The 21,650-nt window shown below is 62.2% G+C and carries 23 protein-coding genes and 1 other RNA gene; 16 read left to right on the plus strand and 8 right to left on the minus strand.

Annotated features, from left to right (window positions below; all coding sequences use genetic code 11):
- Positions 1 to 4: 4 nt before the first annotated feature.
- The 9 genes from livM (at position 5) to RPF88_RS26400 (ending at position 10,726) form a co-directional block, all read left to right on the plus strand.
- A complete protein-coding gene (gene livM, locus RPF88_RS26360) occupies positions 5 to 1,600 on the plus strand; it encodes a high-affinity branched-chain amino acid ABC transporter permease LivM (RefSeq protein ID WP_013529093.1) in 1,596 nt (531 codons plus the stop codon).
- Positions 1,600 to 3,156, plus strand: coding sequence for an ATP-binding cassette domain-containing protein (locus tag RPF88_RS26365; protein WP_013529094.1), 1,557 nt, complete (start codon positions 1,600 to 1,602; stop codon positions 3,154 to 3,156). Before livM ends, RPF88_RS26365 begins: the two co-directional genes overlap by 1 nt.
- Positions 3,156 to 3,884: an ABC transporter ATP-binding protein gene (locus tag RPF88_RS26370; protein ID WP_337123468.1), complete on the plus strand. Its 729-nt coding sequence runs from the start codon at positions 3,156 to 3,158 to the stop codon at positions 3,882 to 3,884. Before RPF88_RS26365 ends, RPF88_RS26370 begins: the two co-directional genes overlap by 1 nt.
- 110 nt (positions 3,885 to 3,994) lie before the next feature.
- Entirely contained in the window at positions 3,995 to 4,342 is a 348-nt protein-coding gene (locus RPF88_RS26375) for a DUF6867 family protein (protein ID WP_013529096.1), read from the plus strand.
- Between the two features lie 137 nt (positions 4,343 to 4,479).
- Entirely contained in the window at positions 4,480 to 5,598 is a 1,119-nt protein-coding gene (locus tag RPF88_RS26380) for a branched-chain amino acid ABC transporter substrate-binding protein (RefSeq protein ID WP_013529097.1), read from the plus strand.
- Between the two features lie 291 nt (positions 5,599 to 5,889).
- Positions 5,890 to 9,348, plus strand: coding sequence for a pyruvate carboxylase (gene pyc / locus RPF88_RS26385; protein WP_224618769.1), 3,459 nt, complete (start codon positions 5,890 to 5,892; stop codon positions 9,346 to 9,348).
- Positions 9,349 to 9,507: 159 nt separating this feature from the next.
- The gene (locus RPF88_RS26390) at positions 9,508 to 9,768 is read left to right on the plus strand and encodes a DUF2312 domain-containing protein (protein ID WP_013529099.1); all 261 of its coding nucleotides are present in this window, start codon (positions 9,508 to 9,510) and stop codon (positions 9,766 to 9,768) included.
- A gap of 201 nt (positions 9,769 to 9,969) precedes the next feature.
- Entirely contained in the window at positions 9,970 to 10,410 is a 441-nt protein-coding gene (locus RPF88_RS26395) for a hypothetical protein (RefSeq protein WP_013529100.1), read from the plus strand.
- Positions 10,411 to 10,417: 7 nt separating this feature from the next.
- Positions 10,418 to 10,726, plus strand: coding sequence for a hypothetical protein (locus RPF88_RS26400; RefSeq protein ID WP_224618766.1), 309 nt, complete (start codon positions 10,418 to 10,420; stop codon positions 10,724 to 10,726).
- A 100-nt stretch (positions 10,727 to 10,826) separates the two neighbouring features.
- On the opposite strand, the gene msrB is transcribed toward RPF88_RS26400, so the two are convergent.
- The 5 genes from msrB to RPF88_RS26425 form a co-directional block, all read right to left on the minus strand.
- On the minus strand, positions 10,827 to 11,231 hold the full coding sequence (gene msrB, locus RPF88_RS26405; protein WP_013529102.1) for a peptide-methionine (R)-S-oxide reductase MsrB: 405 nt from the start codon (positions 11,229 to 11,231) through the stop codon (positions 10,827 to 10,829).
- Positions 11,232 to 11,429: 198 nt separating this feature from the next.
- Positions 11,430 to 12,227 carry an MBL fold metallo-hydrolase gene (locus tag RPF88_RS26410; RefSeq protein WP_127366066.1) on the minus strand — a complete coding sequence of 266 codons (798 nt, stop codon included), beginning with the start codon at positions 12,225 to 12,227 and terminating at the stop codon, positions 11,430 to 11,432.
- A gap of 19 nt (positions 12,228 to 12,246) precedes the next feature.
- Positions 12,247 to 13,437 carry a vWA domain-containing protein gene (locus tag RPF88_RS26415; protein ID WP_063173259.1) on the minus strand — a complete coding sequence of 397 codons (1,191 nt, stop codon included), beginning with the start codon at positions 13,435 to 13,437 and terminating at the stop codon, positions 12,247 to 12,249.
- A 6-nt stretch (positions 13,438 to 13,443) separates the two neighbouring features.
- Entirely contained in the window at positions 13,444 to 13,890 is a 447-nt protein-coding gene (locus tag RPF88_RS26420) for a GNAT family N-acetyltransferase (RefSeq protein ID WP_013529104.1), read from the minus strand.
- 65 nt (positions 13,891 to 13,955) lie between these two features.
- The gene (locus RPF88_RS26425) at positions 13,956 to 14,819 is read right to left on the minus strand and encodes a LysR family transcriptional regulator (protein ID WP_337123469.1); all 864 of its coding nucleotides are present in this window, start codon (positions 14,817 to 14,819) and stop codon (positions 13,956 to 13,958) included.
- 136 nt (positions 14,820 to 14,955) lie between these two features.
- Between RPF88_RS26425 and RPF88_RS26430 the strand changes: the two genes are divergently transcribed.
- Positions 14,956 to 16,524: an MFS transporter gene (locus tag RPF88_RS26430; RefSeq protein WP_337123470.1), complete on the plus strand. Its 1,569-nt coding sequence runs from the start codon at positions 14,956 to 14,958 to the stop codon at positions 16,522 to 16,524.
- Positions 16,525 to 16,539: 15 nt separating this feature from the next.
- Here the strand turns inward: RPF88_RS26430 and RPF88_RS26435 are convergent, their stop codons facing one another.
- Positions 16,540 to 17,379, minus strand: a complete 840-nt coding sequence (locus RPF88_RS26435; RefSeq protein ID WP_013529106.1) for an AAA family ATPase — start codon at positions 17,377 to 17,379, stop codon at positions 16,540 to 16,542.
- A gap of 148 nt (positions 17,380 to 17,527) precedes the next feature.
- Here RPF88_RS26435 and ssrS point away from each other — a divergent pair.
- The 5 genes from ssrS to RPF88_RS26460 all read left to right on the plus strand — a co-directional run bounded on the left by ssrS (position 17,528) and on the right by RPF88_RS26460 (position 20,272).
- Positions 17,528 to 17,683, plus strand: a non-coding RNA gene (gene ssrS, locus RPF88_RS26440) — 6S RNA.
- Positions 17,684 to 17,779: 96 nt separating this feature from the next.
- The gene (locus RPF88_RS26445; protein WP_337123471.1) at positions 17,780 to 18,367 is read left to right on the plus strand and encodes a 5-formyltetrahydrofolate cyclo-ligase; all 588 of its coding nucleotides are present in this window, start codon (positions 17,780 to 17,782) and stop codon (positions 18,365 to 18,367) included.
- 70 nt (positions 18,368 to 18,437) lie between these two features.
- The gene (locus RPF88_RS26450) at positions 18,438 to 19,262 is read left to right on the plus strand and encodes a TIGR00282 family metallophosphoesterase (protein ID WP_024502904.1); all 825 of its coding nucleotides are present in this window, start codon (positions 18,438 to 18,440) and stop codon (positions 19,260 to 19,262) included.
- Between the two features lie 74 nt (positions 19,263 to 19,336).
- Positions 19,337 to 20,098 (plus strand): TerC family protein, encoded by a 762-nt coding sequence (locus RPF88_RS26455; protein ID WP_013529109.1) that lies wholly within the window; start codon positions 19,337 to 19,339, stop codon positions 20,096 to 20,098.
- Positions 20,099 to 20,101: 3 nt separating this feature from the next.
- On the plus strand, positions 20,102 to 20,272 hold the full coding sequence (locus RPF88_RS26460; RefSeq protein WP_337123472.1) for a hypothetical protein: 171 nt from the start codon (positions 20,102 to 20,104) through the stop codon (positions 20,270 to 20,272).
- Here the strand turns inward: RPF88_RS26460 and RPF88_RS26465 are convergent.
- Both RPF88_RS26465 and RPF88_RS26470 read right to left on the minus strand, forming a co-directional pair.
- The gene (locus RPF88_RS26465; RefSeq protein WP_127369214.1) at positions 20,265 to 20,732 is read right to left on the minus strand and encodes an SRPBCC family protein; all 468 of its coding nucleotides are present in this window, start codon (positions 20,730 to 20,732) and stop codon (positions 20,265 to 20,267) included. The genes RPF88_RS26460 and RPF88_RS26465 overlap by 8 nt on opposite strands.
- Before the next feature lie 16 nt (positions 20,733 to 20,748).
- A complete protein-coding gene (locus tag RPF88_RS26470) occupies positions 20,749 to 21,231 on the minus strand; it encodes an SRPBCC domain-containing protein (RefSeq protein ID WP_013529111.1) in 483 nt (160 codons plus the stop codon).
- Between the two features lie 52 nt (positions 21,232 to 21,283).
- Between RPF88_RS26470 and RPF88_RS26475 the strand changes: the two genes are divergently transcribed.
- Positions 21,284 to 21,607, plus strand: coding sequence for an ArsR/SmtB family transcription factor (locus RPF88_RS26475; RefSeq protein ID WP_024502907.1), 324 nt, complete (start codon positions 21,284 to 21,286; stop codon positions 21,605 to 21,607).
- Positions 21,608 to 21,650: the final 43 nt, after the last annotated feature.

A 21,650-nucleotide genomic window follows, 5' to 3' on the forward strand; every position in this document is an offset into this window, starting at 1 on the left:
GACTATGGCCGTCACCGTATCTCCGGAGCGCGACACCGTCGCCACCCCCATGCAGCGCGCATTGCGTGAGGCGCTCTATGCCGCTGCCATATCGTTTGGCCTGTTCGTGCTGTTCATCGGCCTGAAGACCGGCCAGAACATTTCCAATGAACTGGTCCTGACGACACGCTGGGGCCTGCTTGCCGCCGTGGTTATCGCCACGGCTGTCGGGCGCTTCCTCTATGTCGCCTATGGACAGCCCTTCCTGGCCAACCAGAAGATCACCGACGTCGCCACCGGCCTGCTGCCGGCCAGCGTGGCGTCACGCTTCTTCCAGTTGCCGGCCTTCATCGTGGCCTTGGTCGCGGCGGTGGTGTTGTTTGCGGTCAACAGCTCTCTCGTCGGATGGGTGGGAGCGGAGCCGGCGGGCTATCTGCAGTTCCTGCGCGCCTTGTCGGTCATCTATGTGCTGGCCTGCGTGATCTATTATTTCCGCGGCTTCATTCATGCCAACTTCACCAAACTCGGCATTGCAGCGCTGATCCTCTATCCGATCCTGGTGGTGGCGATCCTGTCGCTGATGTCCTGGTCGTTCGTCGGCGGACTGCAAGGCTCGCTGAAATGGGTCGACAATTTCGGCATCCAGATCCTGATCTATGTGATGCTGGCCTGGGGCCTGAACATTGTCGTTGGCCTCGCCGGCCTGCTCGACCTCGGTTATGTCGCCTTCTACGCGGTCGGCGCTTATGCCTATGCGCTGCTCGGCACGCAGTACGGCCTGTCGTTCTGGATCCTTTTGCCGGCCGCCGGCGCCATGGCCGCCTTCTGGGGCGTGCTGCTCGGTTTCCCGGTGCTGCGCCTGCGCGGCGATTACCTGGCGATCGTCACCTTGGCTTTCGGTGAGATCATCCGCCTGGTGCTGATCAACTGGCGGGAGGTCACCAACGGTTCAGCCGGTATTTCCGGCATCCCGAAGGTCACCTTCTTCGGCCTGATGACCTTCAACGTGTCGGACCCCAATTACGTCGCCAAGGTGCTGCATCTGGCGACATCGAGCGCCTACTACAAGATCTTCCTCTATTACCTGATCCTGGCGCTGGCGCTGCTGACAGCCTTCGTCACCATCCGGCTGCGGCGCATGCCGGTCGGCCGTGCCTGGGAAGCGTTGCGCGAGGACGAGATCGCCTGCCGCTCGCTCGGCATCAACACCACCACCACGAAGCTTACGGCCTTTGCCACGGGTGCGATGTTCGGCGGCTTCGCCGGCGCATTCTTCGCCGCACGGCAGGGCTTCGTCAGCCCGGAATCCTTCGTCTTCCTGGAATCGGCCATCATCCTGGCCATCGTGGTTCTCGGTGGCATGGGCTCGCTGGTCGGCATAGCGGTCGCCGCAATGGTGATGATCGGCGGCACCGAGGCGTTGCGCGAACTCGACTTCCTCAAGCAGGTCTTCGGACCGGACTTCACACCGGAACTCTACCGCATGCTGCTGTTCGGCATGGCCATGGTCATCGTCATGCTGTGGAAGCCGCGCGGCTTCGTCGGCAGTCGTGAACCAACCGCCTTCCTGAAGGAGCGAAAGGCCGTCTCAAGCTCCTTCACCAAGGAAGGACACGGCTGATGAATGCGAACCCTGTTCAGAAAGCCGCTTCGGGCATGAACGACGCTATCCTTCAGGTCGATCATCTGTCGATGAAGTTCGGTGGCCTGGTGGCCATCGGGGATCTGTCTTTCGCCGCCAAGCGCGGCGAGATCACCGCGCTGATCGGCCCCAACGGCGCCGGCAAGACCACGGTGTTCAATTGCATCACCGGCTTCTACAAGCCCTCGGAAGGCATGATCACGCTCAACCGGAACGATGGTTCGACCTTCCTGCTCGAGCGGCTGCCCAACCATGAAATCCCGGCGCGCGCCAAGGTGGCGCGCACCTTCCAGAACATCCGCCTGTTCTCCGGCATGACCCTGCTGGAGAACCTGCTGGTCGCCCAGCACAACAAACTGATGAAGGCATCGGGCTACACGGTGCTTGGCCTGTTCGGCTTCAGCGGCTATCGCAAGGCCTCGGCCGAATCGGTGGAGCTCGCCAAGCATTGGCTGGAAAAGGCCGATCTTGTCGACCGTGCCGACGACCCGGCCGGCGACCTGCCCTATGGCGCGCAGCGCCGTCTCGAGATCGCTCGCGCCATGTGCACGGGACCCGAGCTTCTGTGCCTCGACGAGCCGGCGGCCGGCCTCAATCCGAAGGAATCGGCGGCGCTCAACGAGCTGCTGATCGACATCAAGAACACATCCGGCGCCTCGATCCTGTTGATCGAGCACGACATGTCGGTGGTCATGCAGATCTCCGACCATGTCGTGGTGCTGGAGTATGGCCGCAAGATCTCCGACGGCAGTCCGCAGTCGGTGCGCACCGATCCGCGCGTCATCGCCGCCTATCTCGGCGTCGACGACGAGGAAGTCGAAGCGGTCCTTACCGAAGTCGGCGACGAAGATGTCATCGAACAGCTCGATACGGGGCCGGATGCCGCGCACGGTCCGGGAACATCGTCGTCCTATCTCGCCGGGCCGGTGACCGACACGGTCGGCCATAGTTCGGGCGAGCGGGTTACGGTGGCCAAGGGAGCGTCAAAGGCCGGTCAGGTCGACGCCAGGTCGCTCGCCGCGGCAAACAAGGCAGCCTCGCAGGCAGCCGTGCCGCCGGCGAAGGCAAAGCCTGCTCCGAAAGCGACGTCGAAGGCGGCAACCGGCACGGCGGCGAAGTCGACCGCATCCGCCAAGCCTGCGGCGAAGACTGGAGAGATCTCCAACCGGCTGGCTGCGCCTCGCGGCGGCAAGGCCGACAATTTGACCCGCATAAAGGGCATCGGTACGGTCAACGAGAAGAAGCTCAACGACCACGGCATCTTCCACTTCGACCAGATCGGCGCCTGGAAAAAGGCCGACGTCGAGGCCGCCGAAGCCTATCTTGCTTTTGACGGACGGATCGCGCGCGAGGAATGGGTCAAACAGGCCAGGCTGCTCGGCCAGGGCAGGGACACGGAATTTTCGCGCCGCGTCGATGCGGGCAAGGTGGCGACGAGCCATGCTTCCGCAAAGACTGCAAAGGCAGCCTCCGGAAAGACCGCGAGCAAGACCGCTGCCAAGCCCGTGGCGGGCAAGCGTGGAGGGGGCAAGTGATGGCCGCGACAACGCTGCTCGATATCAAGGGCGTGCAGACCTATTACGGCAACATCCGGGCGCTGAACGGCGTCGATGTCACCGTCAAGCAGGGTGAGATCGTGGCGCTGATCGGTGCCAATGGCGCCGGCAAGTCGACGCTGATGATGACTATTTTCGGTGCGCCGCGGGCTCGCGCCGGGACTATCACCTTTGCCGGCACCGACATAACCCAGATGCCGACGCACGTGATCGCGCGCATGCGCATTGCCCAATCGCCCGAGGGCCGGCGGATCTTTCCGCGCATGACGGTGATGGAAAACCTGCAGATGGGCGCCAGCCTCGACAACCTCAAGCACTATGACGAGGACGTCGAGAAGGTGTTCACGCTGTTCCCGCGTTTGAAGGAGCGCATCACCCAGCGCGGTGGCACGCTGTCGGGCGGTGAGCAGCAGATGCTGTCGATCGGACGCGCGCTGATGGCACGGCCGAAGCTGCTTTTGCTCGACGAGCCGTCGCTGGGTCTCGCGCCGCTGATCGTCAAGCAGATCTTCGACGCCATCCGCGAACTGAACCGCACCCAGGGGCTGACCGTGTTCCTGGTCGAGCAGAACGCCTTCGGCGCGCTCAAGCTCGCCACGCGCGGCTACGTCATGGTCAACGGCAATGTGACGATGAGCGGCACCGGCAAGGAACTGCTCGCCAATCCGGAAGTGCGCGCCGCCTATCTCGAGGGCGGACACCACTGAGTTCGAAGCGGAATGCGTGCACCGCTATTCCGCTCCAGATTGTTTGTTTGTCGCATGATCTTTGTCCGGAAAGTCCGCAACTTTCGGGATCATGCTAAGGAGACTTCACCATGCAGGGCATTCTTTACGAGGAACCCTCGATCTGGCAGTTCTTCTTCGTCACCTGTCTGCTCGGCGGCTGGGCGGCGTGGATGACGGGCAAGGCCAGTGCCCAGACGTGGCGCAGCTTCATCCAGCTGTTCGCCTATGTGCTGGGCCTCGGCATCGCGATCCGCTTCATCCATCACGCGCTGTTCGGTGGCACCATGTTCTCGCTGCATTATTATGTCGTCGACACCATCGTGCTGATGATCCTCGGCTTTGTCGGCTATCAATACACGCGCACCAACCAGATGGTGACACAGTATAATTGGCTCTACGAAAGAGCTTCACTCTTGAGCTGGAAACCGAAAGGTTGACGTTCATCATTAACGCCGCCTCGAAATTGAATCGGCGTGACAAGTGCCTGAAAATCGGCAAACTATGCTTTCTGCGATAAGGGTGGGCATCGCATGAAAGCTTCATCCACGCCCACTCCGTTAATGGGAGCGTTTAAATGAAAAAGTCACTTTTGTCCGCCGTCGCCCTGACCGCGCTTGTCGCGTTCGGCGGCAGCGCGTGGGCTGACGTAATGATGGGCGTCGCGGGCCCGATCACCGGTCCGAACGCCGCCTTCGGCGCGCAGCTGCAGAAGGGGGCGGAAGCTGCTGTCGCCGACATCAATGCCAAGGGCGGCATCAACGGCGAGCAGATCAAGCTCGAAGTCGGCGACGACGTCTCCGATCCGAAGCAGGGTATCTCGGTCGCCAACAAGTTCGTCGGCGACGGCGTCAAGTTCGTGGTCGGCCACTTCAACTCCGGCGTCTCTATCCCGGCATCTGAAGTCTATGCGGAAAACGGCATCGTCGAAGTGACGCCGGCCGCGACCAACCCGCAATTCACCGAGCGCGGTCTGTGGAACGTGTTCCGCACCTGCGGACGCGACGACCAGCAGGGCAGCATTGCCGGCGCGTATCTCGCCGCCAACTTCAAGGACGCCAAGATCGCTGTCGTTCACGACAAGACCACCTACGGTCAGGGCCTTGCCGACGAGACCAAGAAGGCGATGAACGCCAAGGGCGTGACGGAAGTCATGTATGAAGGCATCAATGTCGGCGACAAGGACTTCTCGGCGCTGATCGCCAAGATGAAGGAAGCCGGCGTTTCCATCATCTATTGGGGCGGCCTGCACACCGAAGCCGGCCTGATCATCCGTCAGGCGGCCGACCAGGGCCTCAAGGCGACGCTGGTTTCCGGCGATGGCATCGTGTCGAACGAACTGGCTTCGATCGCTGGCGACGCAGTTGCGGGCACGCTCAACACGTTCGGCCCGGATCCGCGCCTGATCCCCGCCAACAAGGAACTCGTCGAGAAGTTCCGCGCGCAGGGTTTCGAGCCGGAAGCCTACACGCTCTACTCCTACGCCGCCGTGCAGGCGATCGCGGAAGCAGCGACCGCTGCCAAGTCGAACGACCCGCAGGCAGTTGCCAAGGCGCTGCATGAAAACGGCCCCTTCAAGACCGTTCTCGGCGACCTGTCCTATGACGCCAAGGGCGACCCGACGCTGCCCGGCTACGTCATGTACGAATGGAAGAAGGGCGACGACGGCAAGTACACCTACGTCCAGAAGATGTAAGCTCGTCAGTCTCCTGACCATTTACGGATGCCCGGCGCCTCGCGCCGGGCATTTTCTTTTGCCATCGTCATGTTCAGGGGCGGCCGGTGGAGCCGATGCTTAGCCGGGCAATGATCGTGCATTAACCGGAAAGCCGGCTCTTTTTTGGCTGTTCGGAGGAATGGGGAGGGTCCTTGGCGCAATGATTCCATTTCAATCGGTTTAAATGCGCGTCAATTTCGTTTGCACTGCAGCATTTTCACGCTAATCATTGCGCCGATTTCTCTTCCTTCCGTCGCTGGAGCCCAGTCCTTGGCCATCACGAAGATCCTCGTCGCCAACCGGTCCGAAATCGCCATTCGCGTCTTCCGCGCGGCCAACGAACTCGGGCTCAAAACCGTGGCGATCTGGGCGGAGGAAGACAAATACTCCCTGCATCGCTTCAAGGCCGACGAGAGCTACCAGGTCGGACGCGGGCCGCATCTGACCAGGGACATGGGGCCGATCGAAAGCTATCTGTCGATCGAGGAGGTGATCCGCGTCGCCAGGCTGTCGGGCGCCGATGCTATCCATCCCGGCTACGGATTGTTGTCGGAAAGTCCCGAATTCGCCGACGCCTGTGCCGAAGCCGGCATTACCTTCATCGGGCCGAGGCCGGACACAATGCGGCGGCTCGGCAACAAGGTCGCGGCGCGCAATCTCGCCATCGAGGTCGGCGTGCCGGTGATCCCCGCCACCGATCCGTTGCCGGATGACATGGAGACGGTCAAGACACTGGCCAAGGAAATCGGCTATCCGGTGATGCTGAAGGCATCATGGGGCGGCGGCGGCCGCGGCATGCGGGCCATCCGCGCCGAAGCCGACCTTGCCCGTGAAGTCACCGAAGGCAAGCGCGAGGCGAAAGCCGCCTTCGGCAAGGACGAGGTCTATCTCGAAAAGCTGATCGAGCGCGCCCGCCATGTCGAGGTGCAGGTGCTGGGCGATACCCATGGCAATGCCGTGCACCTGTTCGAGCGCGACTGTTCGATCCAGCGCCGCAACCAGAAGGTCGTCGAGCGGGCGCCGGCGCCCTATCTCGAAATGTCGCAGCGCGAGGTGCTTTGCGGCCATGCGCTCAAGATCGCCCGCGAGACCAGCTATATCGGCGCCGGCACGGTCGAGTTCCTGCAGGACGCCGACACCGGCAAATTCTATTTCATCGAGGTCAACCCGCGCATCCAGGTCGAGCACACCGTCACCGAGCAGGTGACGGGCATCGATATCGTCAAGGCGCAGATCCATATCCTCGACGGCTTTGCAATCGGCACACCGGAATCAGGCGTGCCGGCGCAGAAGGACATAAGGCTGAACGGCCACGCGCTGCAGTGCCGTATCACCACGGAAGATCCCGAGCACAATTTCATCCCCGATTACGGCCGCATCACCGCCTATCGCGGCGCGACGGGCTTCGGCATCCGCCTCGACGGCGGCACCGCTTATTCGGGCGCGGTCATCACCCGCTTCTACGATCCGCTGCTGGAGAAGGTGACGGCGTGGGCGCCGACGCCGGCCGAGACGATCGCCCGCATGAATCGGGCGCTGCGCGAGTTCCGCATCCGCGGCGTCGCCACCAATTTGACCTTCCTCGAAGCGATCATCAACCATCCGAGCTTCGCCGACAATTCCTACACGACCAAGTTCATCGACACGACGCCGGAACTGTTCCAGCAGGTCAAGCGCCAGGACCGCGCCACCAAGCTCATCAACTATCTCGCCGACGTCAGCGTCAACGGCCATCCTGAGACGCGCGGCCGACCGCAGCCGAAGGCCGACGCCGCGGCACCCGTGGTGCCTTACCTCAACGGCAATGTGCCCGGCGGCAGCAAGCAGAAGCTGGATGTGCTGGGCCCGCAGAAGTTCGCGGCCTGGATGCGCGATCAGAAGGAGGTTCTGGTCACCGACACGACGATGCGTGATGGCCATCAATCGCTGCTGGCGACGCGCATGCGCACGCATGACATTGCCGGCATCGCCGGTACCTATGCGCGTGCCTTGCCGCAGCTTCTATCGCTGGAATGCTGGGGTGGCGCCACCTTCGACGTCGCCATGCGCTTCCTCACCGAGGATCCGTGGGAGCGGCTGTCGCTGGTGCGCGAGGCGGCGCCCAATCTGCTGTTGCAGATGCTGCTGCGCGGTGCCAATGGCGTCGGCTACACCAACTATCCCGACAATGTCGTGCAGCATTTCGTCAAGCAGGCAGCAAGCGGTGGCATCGACCTGTTCCGGGTCTTCGATTGCCTGAACTGGGTCGACAACATGCGCGTCGCCATGGATGCGGTCGGAGCCGAGGGCAAGCTGATCGAAGCGGCGATCTGCTACACCGGCGATATCCTCGATCCGGCGCGGGCGAAATACGACCTCAAATACTATGTCGGCCTAGCCAGGGAATTGCAGGCGGCCGGCGCCCACATCATCGCCGTCAAGGACATGGCCGGCCTGCTGAAGCCTTCCGCAGCACGCGTGCTGTTCAAGGCGCTGCGCGAGGCGACCGACCTGCCGATCCATTTCCACACCCACGACACGTCGGGCCTGTCGGCGGCGACGGTGCTGGCGGCGGTGGAAAGCGGCGTCGACGCCATAGACGCGGCGATGGATGCCTTCTCCGGCAACACCTCGCAGCCATGCCTTGGCTCACTCGTCGAGGCGCTGAAGGGCACCGAACGCGACCCCGGTCTCGACCCGCAATGGATCAGGAAGATCTCGTTCTACTGGGAAGCGGTGCGCAACCAGTACGCCGCATTCGAAAGCGACCTCAAGGGGCCGGCCTCGGAAGTCTATCTGCACGAGATGCCGGGCGGGCAGTTCACCAATCTGAAGGAACAGGCTCGCTCGCTCGGATTGGAGACGCGCTGGCACGAGGTGGCGCAGACCTATCACGACGTCAATCTGATGTTCGGCGACATCGTCAAGGTGACGCCGTCGTCCAAGGTCGTCGGCGACATGGCATTGATGATGGTCAGCCAGGACCTGACCGTTGCCGATGTCGAAAACCCGGATAGGGATATCGCCTTCCCGGATTCGGTCGTCTCGATGCTGCGCGGCGATCTCGGCCAGTCGCCAGGCGGGTGGCCGGCGGCGCTGCAGAGGAAGGCGCTCAAGGGCGACAAGCCGATCACGGTGCGGCCCGGCTCGCTGCTCAAGCCAGCCGACCTCAAGGCCAACCGCAAGGAAATCGAGGAGAAGCTCGAGCGCAAGCTGTCGGAGTTCGAATTCGCCTCGTGGCTGATGTATCCGAAGGTGTTTACGGATTTCGCCGGCGCGCAGGAAACCTATGGGCCGGTCAGCGTGCTGCCGACGCCGACGTATTTCTACGGCATGAAGCCGGAAGACGAGATTTTCGTCGACATCGAGAAGGGCAAGACGCTGGTGGTGCGGTGCCTTGCCATCGGCGATGTCGACGAGAAGGGCATGGTCACCGTGTTCTTCGAGCTCAACGGCCAGCCGCGCCGTGTCAAGGTGCCCGACCGGGCGCATGGCGCGTCCGCCGCCAAGGCCCGCCGCAAGGCCGAACCCGGCAACGAGGCGCATGTCGGCGCACCGATGCCGGGCGTCGTTTCTGCGCTTTCGGTGGCTGCCGGCCAGGCTGTGAAGGCCGGTGACGTGCTGCTTTCCATCGAAGCGATGAAGATGGAGACGGCGCTGCATGCCGAGCGCGACGGCACGGTCGCCGAGGTGCTGGTTAAGGCAGGCGACCAGATCGATGCCAAGGATCTGCTGATCGCTTTCAGCTAATTGATACCTTCCTGGGGGTCGCTGTCCGCATCGTGGCGGCAGCGTCAGTTCGATCATCGATAACAGCTTGACCCGCCGCCGCCGGTCGGGCATCGAGCCCGCTCAATTCGCCGCTGCATGCATCCCGAGTCGCGGCGCAGAAACGATGTGGAGAAAAATATGGCCGACGATATCACCGATACCAGCCAGACTGTTGCCGCCGGCCAGCTGCGTGCCTTCATCGAGCGCATAGAGCGGCTCGAGGAAGAGAAGAAGACCATTTCCGACGACATCAAGGAAGTGTTCGCCGAGGCCAAGGGCACAGGCTTCGACACCAAGGCGATGCGCACGATCATCCGGCTGCGCAAGAAGGACCAGGCCGAGCGTCAGGAAGAGGAAACCATCCTCGATCTGTATAAGGCCGCACTCGGCATGGTGTAGAGACCGTCTGGAAATTCTACTCCGGCGGCCATCTGGTGGCGTTTTCTGCGCTTCCCTAGTTCTACTGCAATGCAGTAGAACTGAGCTCACGTACTTTAAGTACGCTCCGCTCCGGTTCTCGAAACCACCACCATATGACTCGCCGGAGCGAATTTCGAAACAGTCTCCGGCCGAGCATGATGCCGGAGCGAGCATCGAGCCATGAGCGAATTCGACTTCGGCGCCCGCCGCGCCTCTGAATTCCGCCAGCGCGGCTTCTGGACGCTGTTCGCCGAGCGGCATCCGGAAGAAAGGGCTCTGATGGCGAGGCGCGGACCCTGGTTCTGGCAGCGCGGGCTGCCCGATTTCGCCTTGGTCCTTTCCATGTATGTCGCGCCGGCGCAGAGCCAGGTCGGCGTCTTCTTCGGCCGCAACGAGAAGTTCGGCGCCACGCAAGCGTGGTCGCGGTTGAAACCGTTCCAGCCTGATATCGAAGCCAGGCTGAAGCTCAGGCCGGAACAGAGTTGCGAGGATCTCGGCATCAATTCGATGTGGCGGGTGAACTGCTATGCCGAGGACAACTGGCCAGCCATGGCCGACTGGCTGGTGACCGAATGTTCGCGTTTCGAGCGCGCGGTAACCGAAGTCCTGAGGCAGGGATAGACATCCGGTGTTGCCAGAGGGTATCGGCTCCTTTTTCCGCTCACGCTGGCAAGGCCAGGTGCCGCTCGACCGGCTGTTCTGGCGCGACCTTGTTCTTGTCGGCACGGCGCTCAACGTAGCATCTCTGGTGGCCGCGATCGTCCTGCTCGGACTGAAGCTGCCGCTCGCGCTGGTTCTGGCGGCGCATTTCGCACCGGTGCCCTACAACCTCTTTCTGACCTTTTCCGTATGGCGAACCACGGAAAAGGCCGGCGCCAAGGCCTCACTGATGACGCTCGGCGCCACATTATGGCTGATCCTGACGGTCGTGGTCTGAGAGCGGACACGGGCGCCCACCGCGTTCGCCGGGTTCGGCCGGGGGGCAATGAAAAGGGCGGCCGCAGCCGCCCTTTTCATTCATTCAATCGAATTTCGGTTCAGGCCGCCGGCTCGAATTTCAGCGCCACGCCGTTGATGCAATAGCGCAGGCCGGTCGGCGGCGGGCCGTCCTCGAAAACATGGCCGAGATGGCTGCCGCAGCGGGCGCAATGGCATTCGGTGCGAACCATGCCGTAGCTGCGGTCGACGGTGTTTTCGACCGAACCCGGCACCGGATCGTTGAAGCTCGGCCAGCCGGTGCCGCTCTCGAACTTCAGCTTGGATTCAAACAAAGGCTGGTCGCAGCCGACGCAGGAAAAGGTGCCGGCGCGCTTCTCGTAGAGCAAAGCGCAACTTCCCGGCCGCTCGGTGCCGTGGCCGCGCATGACGGCATACTGCTCCGGCGTCAGCCGGGCGCGCCATTCGGCGTCGGTGCGGGTTACAGGGTAGGTGTGGGTGTCCATGTGATCTCCTCAGCCTTGCCGGCTCGCCACTACAGCGCCGCGCGCCCATCGGACGCGCAAAGGGACGCTGTAGTACTTTGGTTTTGCGCATAATCCTTTCCGAACCGGAGGTTCGGGATCATGCGCGGATTGCAACCTCATATTCGCACCAAGATAGGCATTTGTTACGCGATTTGCCCGCATTTTCGATCGGGATCTTTATGCGATCGCCCTGAGATAGCGATCGACCGAAGCAGCCAACGCCGCTTTTGCGCCCCCGATGACATTCTGGTTCCACCATGCACCATAGATATGGTCGAACGCGAATGGCTCCAGTGCCGCCGCGATGCGGCGCACGGCCGCTGCATTGAGCGGAATGTAGTTCGGATAGCTGTACATGAAGCTGACATGGCGGCGCGTCGGCGTCACCTGCAAGATATCGCCGGCCAGCAAGACGTCGCCGACATCGTGTTTCCAGTGCAGCACCTGACCGCCGGCAAAGTGGCCGCCGCAGCGGATGAGCGTCAGCGAAGGGTTTATGGCCAGCGTCTCGCCTTCCCAACTGACGATCGCCTTGTGCGGTCGCATGATCCATTGGCGGTCGTCGGCATGGAGATAAATCGGCACGCCGCCAAACGCCTCGCTCCAACTGGCCATCACCGAATAATAGTGGCAGTGCGAGATGGCGATCGCCGCCAGGCCACCGCGGCGGTTGATCTCGGCCACCGCCTCGTCGCTGACCATCGAAACGCAGTCCCACAGCACGTTGCCGTGCGGCGTCTGCGCCAGCAGCGCCCGTTGGCCGATGGCGAAGCGCGGCTCGATGCCGAAGGCGAGAACGCCGGCATCGTCCTTCATAACAAGCCGGTGTCCTTCGGCAAGTTCCTCCGGCGTGATCCACGCTTGGCCCTCCCAGCGCACATATTGGCGCTCGTCCTCGCAGATCGGGCAATGTTCTGGCGGCGTCTCTGTCGCCGCGAACTGGACGCCGCATTGCAGGCAGAGGAAGCAGGTCATCGGATCTCCTGTCGGTCTTTCAGTGCTTTCTTGAAAGCTGCTTGGTCGCGCCCTCAAGCCCGGCCAGCGTCAGCGGGAACATGCGGCCGCCGAAGATGTCGCGGATCATCGCAATCGAGTGGGTGTAGCCCCAGTTCTTGGGGTCTTCGGGGTTCAGCCATACCGCGTTCGGCCATTGCTGCAGCAGACGGCCGAGCCAGACGCTGCCCGCCTCCGGATTCCAGTGCTCGACCGAACCGCCGGGGTGAGCGATCTCGTAAGGGCTCATCGAGGCGTCGCCGACGACGATCACCTTGTAGTCCGGACCGTATTTGTGAAGCAGGTCGAAGGTCGGAATCACCTCGGCATGCCTGCGGCGATTGTCCTTCCACACGCCCTCATAGAGGCAGTTGTGGAAATAGAAATATTCGAGCTGGCGGAATTCGGCGCGGGCGGCAGAGAACAGCTCCTCGACGCTTTTGATGTGGTCGTCCATCGAGCCGCCGACATCGAAGAACATCAACAGCTTCACCGCGTTGCGCCGCTCTGGCCGCGTCTGCACGTCGAGATAGCCGTGTTCGGCCGTGGCGTGGATGGTTCCGGGCAGGTCGAACTCTTCCTCGGCGCCCTCACGCACCCAGCGACGCAGGCGTTTCAGCGCGATCTTGATGTTGCGGGTGCCGAGTTCGACGGCATCGTCGAAATTCCTGAACTCGCGTTTGTCCCAGACCTTCACCGCGCGGCGGCTGCGGCTTTCATGCTGGCCGATGCGCACGCCTTCGGGATTGTAGCCATAGGCGCCGAAAGGCGAGGTGCCGCCGGTGCCGATCCATTTCGAGCCGCCTTGGTGACGGCCTTTTTGCTCCTGCAGCCGCTGTTTCAATGTCTCCATCAGTTTCTCGAAACCGCCGAGCGCTTCGACCAGTTTTTTCTCCTCGTCGGTCAGGTGCTTTTCGGCGAGGCGGCGCAACCATTCCTCGGGGATGTTGGCGATATCGACTGCATCCGGCCCGCCCAGTGCTTCGATGCCCTTGAAGACATGCGCGAACACCTGGTCGAAGCGGTCGATATGGCGCTCGTCCTTCACCAGCGCCGCACGGGCGAGGTAGTAAAAACCTTCGACGTCGTAGTCGACCAGCCCGGCTTCCAGCCCTTCCAGCAGCGACAGATATTCCCTGAGCGAGACGGGAACGCGTGCAGCCTTCAGTTCAAGGAAGAAGGGGATGAACATGGCCGGTTACAGCAAATCATACTCGATGAAGCCCGTGCGGCGGGCGACGTGGTCGTAAAGCTTGCGCGCGGTGGCGTTGGTCTCGTGCGTCATCCAGTAGACATTCTTGACGCCGATCTTTGCCGCCTCTTCCTTCACTGCGTTGATAAGGGCGGCGCCGATCCCCTTGCCGCGCACATCCGGGTCGGCGAACAAATCCTGCAGATAGCAGTTGTTTTTCTCCGACCAGCCGGAGCGGTGGTACAGGTAGTGCGTGAGACCGACCGCCTTGCCGTCCAGTGTGGCGATGAAGCCTTTTGGCTCGAATTCGCCCGGAGTGAACAGCCGCTTCCAGGTGACGGCGTAGACCTCTTCCGGCAGCTTCGTCTCATAGAAGGTGAGATAGTCGGTCCACAGGCGCCGCCAATCGGCGTGGTCGGACTGCGCGAGCGGGCGGACGATTATCTCGGACATTTCGTTCCCTCTGAAGTCTGGAACCCGATCCATACCAATAGAATCGGGATCAGGAACACCCTTGCCTATTCGGCAGGCGAACTATATTCGCGAAAAGCGGTCGCGAGCATGTGCAGCGCCTCCCGCGCCCGCGGCGGCAGAGCGTGCGACTGCAAAACGATCTCGGACGGGGGAATTGGTGGCAGGCCGAGTTTGCGGCCCACCTCGATCAAGCCCGGGGGCACAACCCGGTAAGCGAGGGCGGAAAGGGCAAAGCCCGCCGATACCGCGATGTTGACGGCAGCGCCGCCGCCGCCGACGAAAGCCTCATTCCAGGCGATGCCTGCCCGGTCCAGCGCCTCGACCGCTCTCATACGGTCCGGGCAATTGCATCTGGTGCTTAAAAGAGCCAGGCGCAGGGGCGTGCCTTGTCGCCATTCGAAGCCAGGTGCCGCGAACCAGCCATAGTGGGTGCGCGACAAAGCTTCACCGCGTCGACTGTCATCTTCCTGGTGCACAATCACCGCATCGAGTTCGCCGCGATCGAAAGCTTCTTCCAGCATGGAGCTGGTATCGATCCGTATGTTGAGCGCGAGCGACGGATCGTGGGCATGAAGCTGGGCGATCAGCGTGGAAAGCTCAGGCCCCGCGACATGATCGACGAAGCCGAGCGCAAGCCGACATGGCGCCGCGGAAAATTCCGCGACGGCGCGTTCATGGGCGGCAAGGAATTCGCGGGCCACGGGCAGGAAGACAGCCCCCCTTTCCGACAGTGCCACGCGGCGCGGGGTTCGTTCGATCAAACGTGCGCCGAGCTTTTCCTCGAGCCGCCGCAACTTGACGCTGATCGTCGCCTGGGTGCTGCCAAGTGCTGCAGCCGCCCGGGTGAAGCTCTGCAGGTCGGCCACCATGACGAAAGTGCGCACGGCATCGACATCGAGACTGGCCATCTCCGGCATTCCATTTTGTTATCTCTGAAATAGAAATGCATAGTCTTTTTTCATGGTCAAGCCTCGTCTATGTAATCTCGACCGCAGTTTGAAGAGCCAGCCCGGTTCCAGAATGCTTCGACAGAAAGTGATTGACATGACGTTTCAAATCGACCGAAACACCGTTGCGCTTGCCGGGGCCTGCCTTGCCTCGCTGCTGTTCGGCCTCGAAATCTCCAGCGTCCCGGTGATCCTTCCGAAACTGGAAAGCGTGCTCGCCGCCGACTTCAAGGATCTGCAATGGATCATGAACGCCTACACCATTGCCTGCACCACGGTGCTGATGGCGACAGGAACGCTGGCCGACCGCTTCGGCCGCAAACGGGTGATGGTGATCGCCACCATCGCCTTCGGCCTGGCCTCACTGCTGTGCGGCCTCGCGCCGAGCGCTTCGCTCCTCATCATTGCACGCTTCCTGCAAGGCCTGGCGGGAGGGGCGATGTTCACTTGCAGCGTGGCCGTCTTGTCCCACCAGTTTCAGGACGGCAGCGAACGCGGCAAGGCTTTTGTGGCCTGGAGCGTCGTCTCGGGGATCGGGCTTGGCTTTGGTCCCGCCATCGGTGGATTGATCGTCGCGTTCTCGAGCTGGCAGTGGGTGTTCCTCATCCATGTGCCGCTTGCCATCCTTGCGCTGGTCTTCATCGGTGCCGGTGTCACCGAATCACGCGACCACAATGCCCAGAAGCTTGACCGTGCCGGTATCCTGACGCTCTCGTTCGCGGTGTTCGGCTTCTCCTATCTGATCACGCAAGGGGCCGATCTCGGCTCTGGCGCCCGCATCGGCGTAGCAAGTGCTGCCGTGCTGGCCTTCGCCGCGTTCCTCGTTGCCGAGAAGATCAGCCCCTACCCGATGTTCGATTTCTCGGTGTTCCGGATCCGTCAATTTTCGGGAGCGATCATGGGCGGCATCGGCATGAATTTCAGCTATTGGCCGTTCATCATCTATCTGCCGATCTATTTTTCGGGTGTGCTCGGCTACGACAGCACCACGACCGGCCTGCTGCTGCTCGTCTACACGCTTCCCTTGATGCTGATGTCCTCGACCGCCGAGCGCCTGCGCGCCCGCTATCAGGCGCGGGTGGCGATCCCGCTCGGGTTGCTGACATTGGGGGTCGGCTTTATCGCCATGAGGATAGGTTCGAGCCTTGAGGGAGCCAGCTGGCTGACCATGCTGCCCGGTACGCTGATCGCCGGTATCGGTATCGGCCTCACCAACTCACCGACCACCAACACCACGACGGGTTCGGTGTCGCCGGATCGCGCCGGCATGGCTTCGGGCATCGATATCAGCGCGCGGCTGATCACGCTCGCCATCAACATCGCGGTGCTGGGCCTGCTGTTGACGCAGGGAATTGCTTCCTATCTCAAAACCGCATTGGGCACGGCCCTTGACCCGGACGAATTGCGCGCGTTGGCGGAAAAGATCGCCACCGGAAATCTCGATGGCCTCTCGCAATATTCGCCCAGGCTGGCGACCCTCGACCCGTCCGGCGCGCTTGCGCATGCTGCCTTGGTCAACGGTTTTGGCTGGGTCATGCTCTATAGCGGGATCGGCGTTCTTGCCCTTGCCGTCATCAGCTTCGTCGTCTTCGGCCCCAGAAACGTCGCGCCGCAAGAGGCAAGGGACCGTCATCTTGCTCAGGGCGCAAGCGAAGCTCGATCGTAGCCAGTGCCCGGCGCCTCACCCTTGCCTGCGCGCCATGAAGGCAAGCCGCTCGAACAGATGGACATCCTGTTCGTTCTTCAGCAATGCGCCATGCAGCTTGGGCAACGCGTTCTTCGGGTCGGCGCGCAGATCCTCGGGCGCGATGTCGTCGGCGACCAGCAGCCTTATCCAGTCGAGCGCCTCGGAGGTCGACGGTTTTTTCTTCAGCCCCGGCACTTCGCGGATCTCGTAGAACTGGGTGAGGGCTGCCCGAACCAGGTTCTGCTTGATGCCGGGATAGTGGACGTCGACGATTCTGTGCAGCGTGTCGACGTCGGGAAAGCGGATGTAATGGAAGAAGCAGCGGCGCAGGAACGCGTCCGGCAACTCCTTCTCGTTGTTGGAGGTGATGATGACGATCGGCCTGACGGCGGCGCGGATGGTTTCGCCGGTCTCGTAGACGAAGAACTCCATCCGATCGAGTTCCTGCAGGAGATCGTTTGGGAATTCGATGTCGGCCTTGTCGATCTCGTCGATCAAGAGCACGACCTTCCTGCCGGCGGCGAAAGCCTCCCAGAGTTTGCCGCGCTTGATGTAATTCCTGATGTCGTTGAAGCGCTCGTCGCCCAACTGGCTGTCGCGCAGGCGCGAGACGGCATCATATTCGTACAGGCCCTGCTGCGCCCGCGTCGTCGACTTGACGTGCCATTCGATGAGGTCGAGGCCGAGTGCAGCCGCCACCTGGCGGGCCAGTTCCGTCTTGCCGGTGCCGGGCTCGCCCTTGACCAGCAAGGGCCGCTCCAGCGCGATCGCCGCATTGACGGCCACCATCAGATCCTTGTCGGCGACATAGGCCGCCGTGCCTTCGAAACGCATTCTTGCTCCTCGGTTGGTCATCGCGACCGTAAGGACGAGGCCGTGCCTGTGCAAGGGTGAGGTGTTGGCGGCGCGAGGGCCTGAACCCAACACGGAAAGAGTGCCCGTCTCACTGGCGCTTAGCCGGCCGGCAGCCTATATTGGGCGGGACGGTCTGTGCTTCCCGGCAGGAGAACATTTTCCCCGGGGCCTTAACGATCCTTAGGGAGCTGTCCCTGGGAAGACCCGTGGGTTTTCTCACACGGCGCCCACCTACTTTGTAGGTTCCCGGGATCGCTCTCTCCACCGGTTGTGTGGATCGTCACTTATTGCCACGCGTCCCGCATTTCGGTGGATGATTGCGGTGGAAAACGTCGCTCCCAACACTCCATCCAGATCTGACCTTTTCTACCCTGACTGCATGACCTCTCTCAAAGACCTCAAAAAGCAGCTTCGCCGCGAGGCCCTCGGACGCCGCGATGCGCTCGACGAATTCTGGCGGGTGGAGGTCGCGCTTGAAATGGCAGAGACGGCACGCGATCACCTCCACATTGAGCCGGGCCAGATCGTTTCCGGCTTCTGGCCGATGCGCTCGGAAGTCGACGTCAGGCCGCTGATGTTTGCCTTGCGCGAAAGGGGCGCGCGGCTTTGCCTGCCGGCCATTCTCGACAAAACCACGATCGTCTTTCGCGAACTGGTGCGCGGCGCGCCGATGGTCGAGATGGGTTTCGGCACGGTCGGCCCGCATGAAGAAGCAGAAGTGCTCGACCCCTCGGTGATGCTGGTGCCGCTCGCCGCCTTCGATGCGCGCGGCCATCGCATCGGCTATGGTGCCGGCTATTACGACCGCGCCATCGCCAAGCTGATCGACAAGGGACAGCCGCCGCGGCTGGTCGGCATCGCCTTCGACTGCCAGGAGGTGGCAGTGGTGCCGGATGAGGAACATGACGTCGTCATTCCGGAAATACTGACCGAGAGCGGGTTGCGCCGCTTCGCGTCAAAATTGTAGATAAAAGGACGCATGATCTTTCACAGACGTCATGCAGCTTTTGCTTCGCTGACCTTCGGTGCGGGATCATATGAGACTTCTCTTCCTCGGTGACATGGTTGGAAAGACGGGACGGACGGCGGTGTGGGAACAGCTGCCCGGCTTGATCTCCGACTTCAAACTCGATTTCGTCATCGTCAACGGTGAGAACGCCGCCGGCGGCTTCGGCATCACCGAAGATATCTTTCGCGAGACGATCGCGGCCGGTGCGGATGTCGTCACAACCGGCAACCATGTCTGGGACCAGCGCGACGCACTCGCCTTCGCGCCGCGCGAAGAGCGCTTCCTGCGCCCCTCGAACTTTCCCAAGGGCACGCCCGGGCGCGGCTCCGGCGTCTACATCGCCAGGAGCGGCGCGCGCGTGCTGGTCGCCAACATCATGGGCCGGGTGTTCATGCATCCCGAACTCGACGATCCCTTCCAGGCCGGCGAACGCGAGCTTGCCGCCTGTCCGCTCGGCGAGCAGGCGGATGCCGTGATCATCGACTTCCACGCCGAGGCGACCTCGGAAAAGATGTGCTTCGCGCATTTCGTCGACGGCCGTGCCAGCCTCGTCGTCGGCACCCATACCCACCAGCCGACCGGCGATCACCAGATCCTCAATGGCGGCACCGGTTATATGTCCGACGCCGGCATGTGCGGCGACTATGATTCCTCGCTCGGCATGGACAAGGAGGAGCCGCTCAATCGGTTCCTGTCGAAAGTGCCGAAAGGCCGCTTCGAAGCGGCGACCGGACCGGCGACATTGTGCGGCGTCGGCGTCGATATTTCCGACCGCACCGGGCTGACCGAGCGGATCGCGCCGTTTCGTCGCGGCCCGCGGCTGGAGGAAACCGCACCGTCCTTCTGGTCATGACATTGATATAGGCACGCTTAGTACCTAACTGCCGGCGACACTGCTCTAGATCGTTAAAAGAGGGGACGACCTCCATGCAGCTCATCGAATTCCTGGCGCCGCATTTTCAATTTGTGTCCGATCCAACCGCCTGGGTCGCGCTGCTGACGCTGATTGTGCTCGAGGTCGTGCTCGGCATCGACAATCTGATCTTCATCTCGATCCTGACCAACAAGCTGCCGGAAGCACAACGGGCCCGTGCCCGCCGGCTCGGCATCTCGGCGGCGCTGATCATGCGGCTGGTGCTGCTGGCCACCATTTCGATCATCGTCCAACTGACCACACCGGTGTTCACGGCCTTCGGCCACGGTTTTTCCTGGCGCGACCTGATCCTGATCGCCGGCGGCCTGTTCCTGGTCTGGAAGGCGACCAAGGAGATCCATCACACGGTCGATCCCGACGACCACAAGGATACGATGATGGGCGAGACGCTGCAGATCAGCCTCGCCGGCGCGATCTTCCAGATCCTGCTGCTCGACCTGGTCTTCTCGATCGATTCGATCATCACCGCCGTCGGCATGACCGACGAGATCGCCATCATGTACATCGCCGTGATAGTGGCGGTCAGCGTGATGATGCTGGCGGCCGGGCCGCTGGCCAACTTCATCGCCAAGAACCCGAGCATTGTCATGCTGGCGCTGGGCTTCCTTTTGATGATCGGCATGACACTGATCGCCGACGGCATGGGCTACCATGTGCCCAAGGGCTACATCTATGCGGCGATGGGCTTTTCGGCATTGGTCGAGGGGCTCAACATGCTGGCGCGGCGGCGCAAGAAGCCGGGCGGCGGGCATTGAGGCATGAGCAGCAGGGACCTTAGCCAGGATCAGCGCGATCAGTTGGCCAAGCTGGCTGAATTGCCTGACAGCGAGATCGATATCTTGGACATTCCGGAAGCTCCGGCCGAGAATTGGATTCAAGCTCGTCGTGAGCAGGAAAAGCGGCGATCCCAAGCCCGCCGGTTCAGTTAGCCGGCACGCCCTTCGGGTGACGGTCGCCGATCAGGCCGAGCGTCAGGCCTTGTTCCAGCCACGCCTTGGCACCGGCCAGCACCAGCGTGAAGCCGCCGGTTGAGCCGACGGCCTCTTTCACCTGCCCGTCGCCATCGCCGGCGAAGCCAAAATTGCGAACCTCGAGAAAAGTTGTCTCGCCAGGCATTTCGGTGAAAGTCCAGACCACGGTGGTCGGTGGATCGCTCCACTGCATGACGATCTTTTCGTTCGGAACGATCTCGCTGACGTCGACCGTCGTCGAGACGCCGTACATGCGCCATTCCCAGTGGATCTGCTCGCCGCTGTCCAGCCGGCCGCTGCTATGGGTAAACCAGAATTTTGTGGTGATGGCCGGGTCGACGAAGGCCTCGAACACTTCGGCGACAGGCCGCCGGATCAGCATGCCGGCTTCGGCGGTCGGTTTTTCGTGGATGTCCATGGAATGCTCCTAATGGTCAGATATTGGTCTCGTTGGCGGGTTCGCCTTTCATCTCGCTGCGGTAGTAACCGTCGCGCAAATTGATGCCGTACTCGACATAGGCCTTCATGCAGGCCAGCATCTGCGACCAGCCCTCGCAATTGAGGTAGGACTTCTTCAGGCCGACCGCGCCTTCCTGCCAGCCGCTCTCGGCGATGGTGACGAAGGTGCCGCCATCGTCCAGCGGTTCGAAGTTCATCTCGATGCGGGTTTTGTAGGCCGGCTTGCCGTCCTCATCGGTGGCATCCCAGCGCAGCACGATGCGGCGGTCCTTGACCACTTCGTCGACCTCAACCGGCACCTTGCCCCACCAGACGACGCCGGCGCCGGCTTCCAGCGGGGCGCTGGCGCCGCCGATCGTGGTGAAATAGCCGCTCAGTTTCTTCGGATTGACGACTGCGTCGAAGACGTCGGCGACCGGCTTGCCGATGCGTCCGGAAACACTGAATCCAAGTGACATATCCACAGCTCCTTCCCTTGATCGGTCCAAAGATATGTTATATAAACATAACATGTCAAGCAGATCGCAAGACGACAATGTTTTCAAGGCGCTGGCCCATCCGCGCCGGCGCGAAATGCTGGATCAGCTGAAGGACGCGCCGAAGACGACCGGCATGCTGTGCGAGGCCTTTCCCGATATCGATCGCTGCACGGTCATGCTGCATCTGAAGGTGCTGGAGGAGGCCGACCTAATCGTTGCGCGGCGCGACGGCCGCGAGCGCTGGAACCATCTCAACGCGCTGCCGATCAAGCAGATCCACGACCGCTGGATCAGCCAGTATGCCGGCCATGCGCTCAGCATCATCGACCGACTGAAGTCGGACCTCGAGGCGTGAGCGGCCGCAGCAGGTCACGTCTTGCGCCGCATGCGCGGTGCGG

The organism is Mesorhizobium sp. ISC11 (genome assembly GCF_037162595.1).
GTDB lineage: Bacteria > Pseudomonadota > Alphaproteobacteria > Rhizobiales > Rhizobiaceae > Mesorhizobium > Mesorhizobium ciceri.

Bases quoted from the DNA above. Each gene is read 5' to 3' on its own strand.
- livM (WP_013529093.1), top strand. From the start codon at position 5: ATGGCCGTCACCGTATCTCCGGAGCGCGACACCGTCGCCACCCCCATG.
- RPF88_RS26365 (WP_013529094.1), top strand. From the start codon at position 1,600: ATGAATGCGAACCCTGTTCAGAAAGCCGCTTCGGGCATGAACGACGCT.
- RPF88_RS26370 (WP_337123468.1), top strand. From the start codon at position 3,156: ATGGCCGCGACAACGCTGCTCGATATCAAGGGCGTGCAGACCTATTAC.
- RPF88_RS26375 (WP_013529096.1), top strand. From the start codon at position 3,995: ATGCAGGGCATTCTTTACGAGGAACCCTCGATCTGGCAGTTCTTCTTC.
- RPF88_RS26380 (WP_013529097.1), top strand. From the start codon at position 4,480: ATGAAAAAGTCACTTTTGTCCGCCGTCGCCCTGACCGCGCTTGTCGCG.
- RPF88_RS26390 (WP_013529099.1), top strand. From the start codon at position 9,508: ATGGCCGACGATATCACCGATACCAGCCAGACTGTTGCCGCCGGCCAG.
- RPF88_RS26395 (WP_013529100.1), top strand. From the start codon at position 9,970: ATGAGCGAATTCGACTTCGGCGCCCGCCGCGCCTCTGAATTCCGCCAG.
- msrB (WP_013529102.1), bottom strand. From the start codon at position 11,231: ATGGACACCCACACCTACCCTGTAACCCGCACCGACGCCGAATGGCGC.
- RPF88_RS26410 (WP_127366066.1), bottom strand. From the start codon at position 12,227: ATGACCTGCTTCCTCTGCCTGCAATGCGGCGTCCAGTTCGCGGCGACA.
- RPF88_RS26415 (WP_063173259.1), bottom strand. From the start codon at position 13,437: ATGTTCATCCCCTTCTTCCTTGAACTGAAGGCTGCACGCGTTCCCGTC.
- RPF88_RS26420 (WP_013529104.1), bottom strand. From the start codon at position 13,890: ATGTCCGAGATAATCGTCCGCCCGCTCGCGCAGTCCGACCACGCCGAT.
- RPF88_RS26425 (WP_337123469.1), bottom strand. From the start codon at position 14,819: ATGGCCAGTCTCGATGTCGATGCCGTGCGCACTTTCGTCATGGTGGCC.
- RPF88_RS26430 (WP_337123470.1), top strand. From the start codon at position 14,956: ATGACGTTTCAAATCGACCGAAACACCGTTGCGCTTGCCGGGGCCTGC.
- RPF88_RS26435 (WP_013529106.1), bottom strand. From the start codon at position 17,379: ATGCGTTTCGAAGGCACGGCGGCCTATGTCGCCGACAAGGATCTGATG.
- RPF88_RS26445 (WP_337123471.1), top strand. From the start codon at position 17,780: ATGACCTCTCTCAAAGACCTCAAAAAGCAGCTTCGCCGCGAGGCCCTC.
- RPF88_RS26450 (WP_024502904.1), top strand. From the start codon at position 18,438: ATGAGACTTCTCTTCCTCGGTGACATGGTTGGAAAGACGGGACGGACG.
- RPF88_RS26455 (WP_013529109.1), top strand. From the start codon at position 19,337: ATGCAGCTCATCGAATTCCTGGCGCCGCATTTTCAATTTGTGTCCGAT.
- RPF88_RS26460 (WP_337123472.1), top strand. From the start codon at position 20,102: ATGAGCAGCAGGGACCTTAGCCAGGATCAGCGCGATCAGTTGGCCAAG.
- RPF88_RS26465 (WP_127369214.1), bottom strand. From the start codon at position 20,732: ATGGACATCCACGAAAAACCGACCGCCGAAGCCGGCATGCTGATCCGG.
- RPF88_RS26470 (WP_013529111.1), bottom strand. From the start codon at position 21,231: ATGTCACTTGGATTCAGTGTTTCCGGACGCATCGGCAAGCCGGTCGCC.
- RPF88_RS26475 (WP_024502907.1), top strand. From the start codon at position 21,284: ATGTCAAGCAGATCGCAAGACGACAATGTTTTCAAGGCGCTGGCCCAT.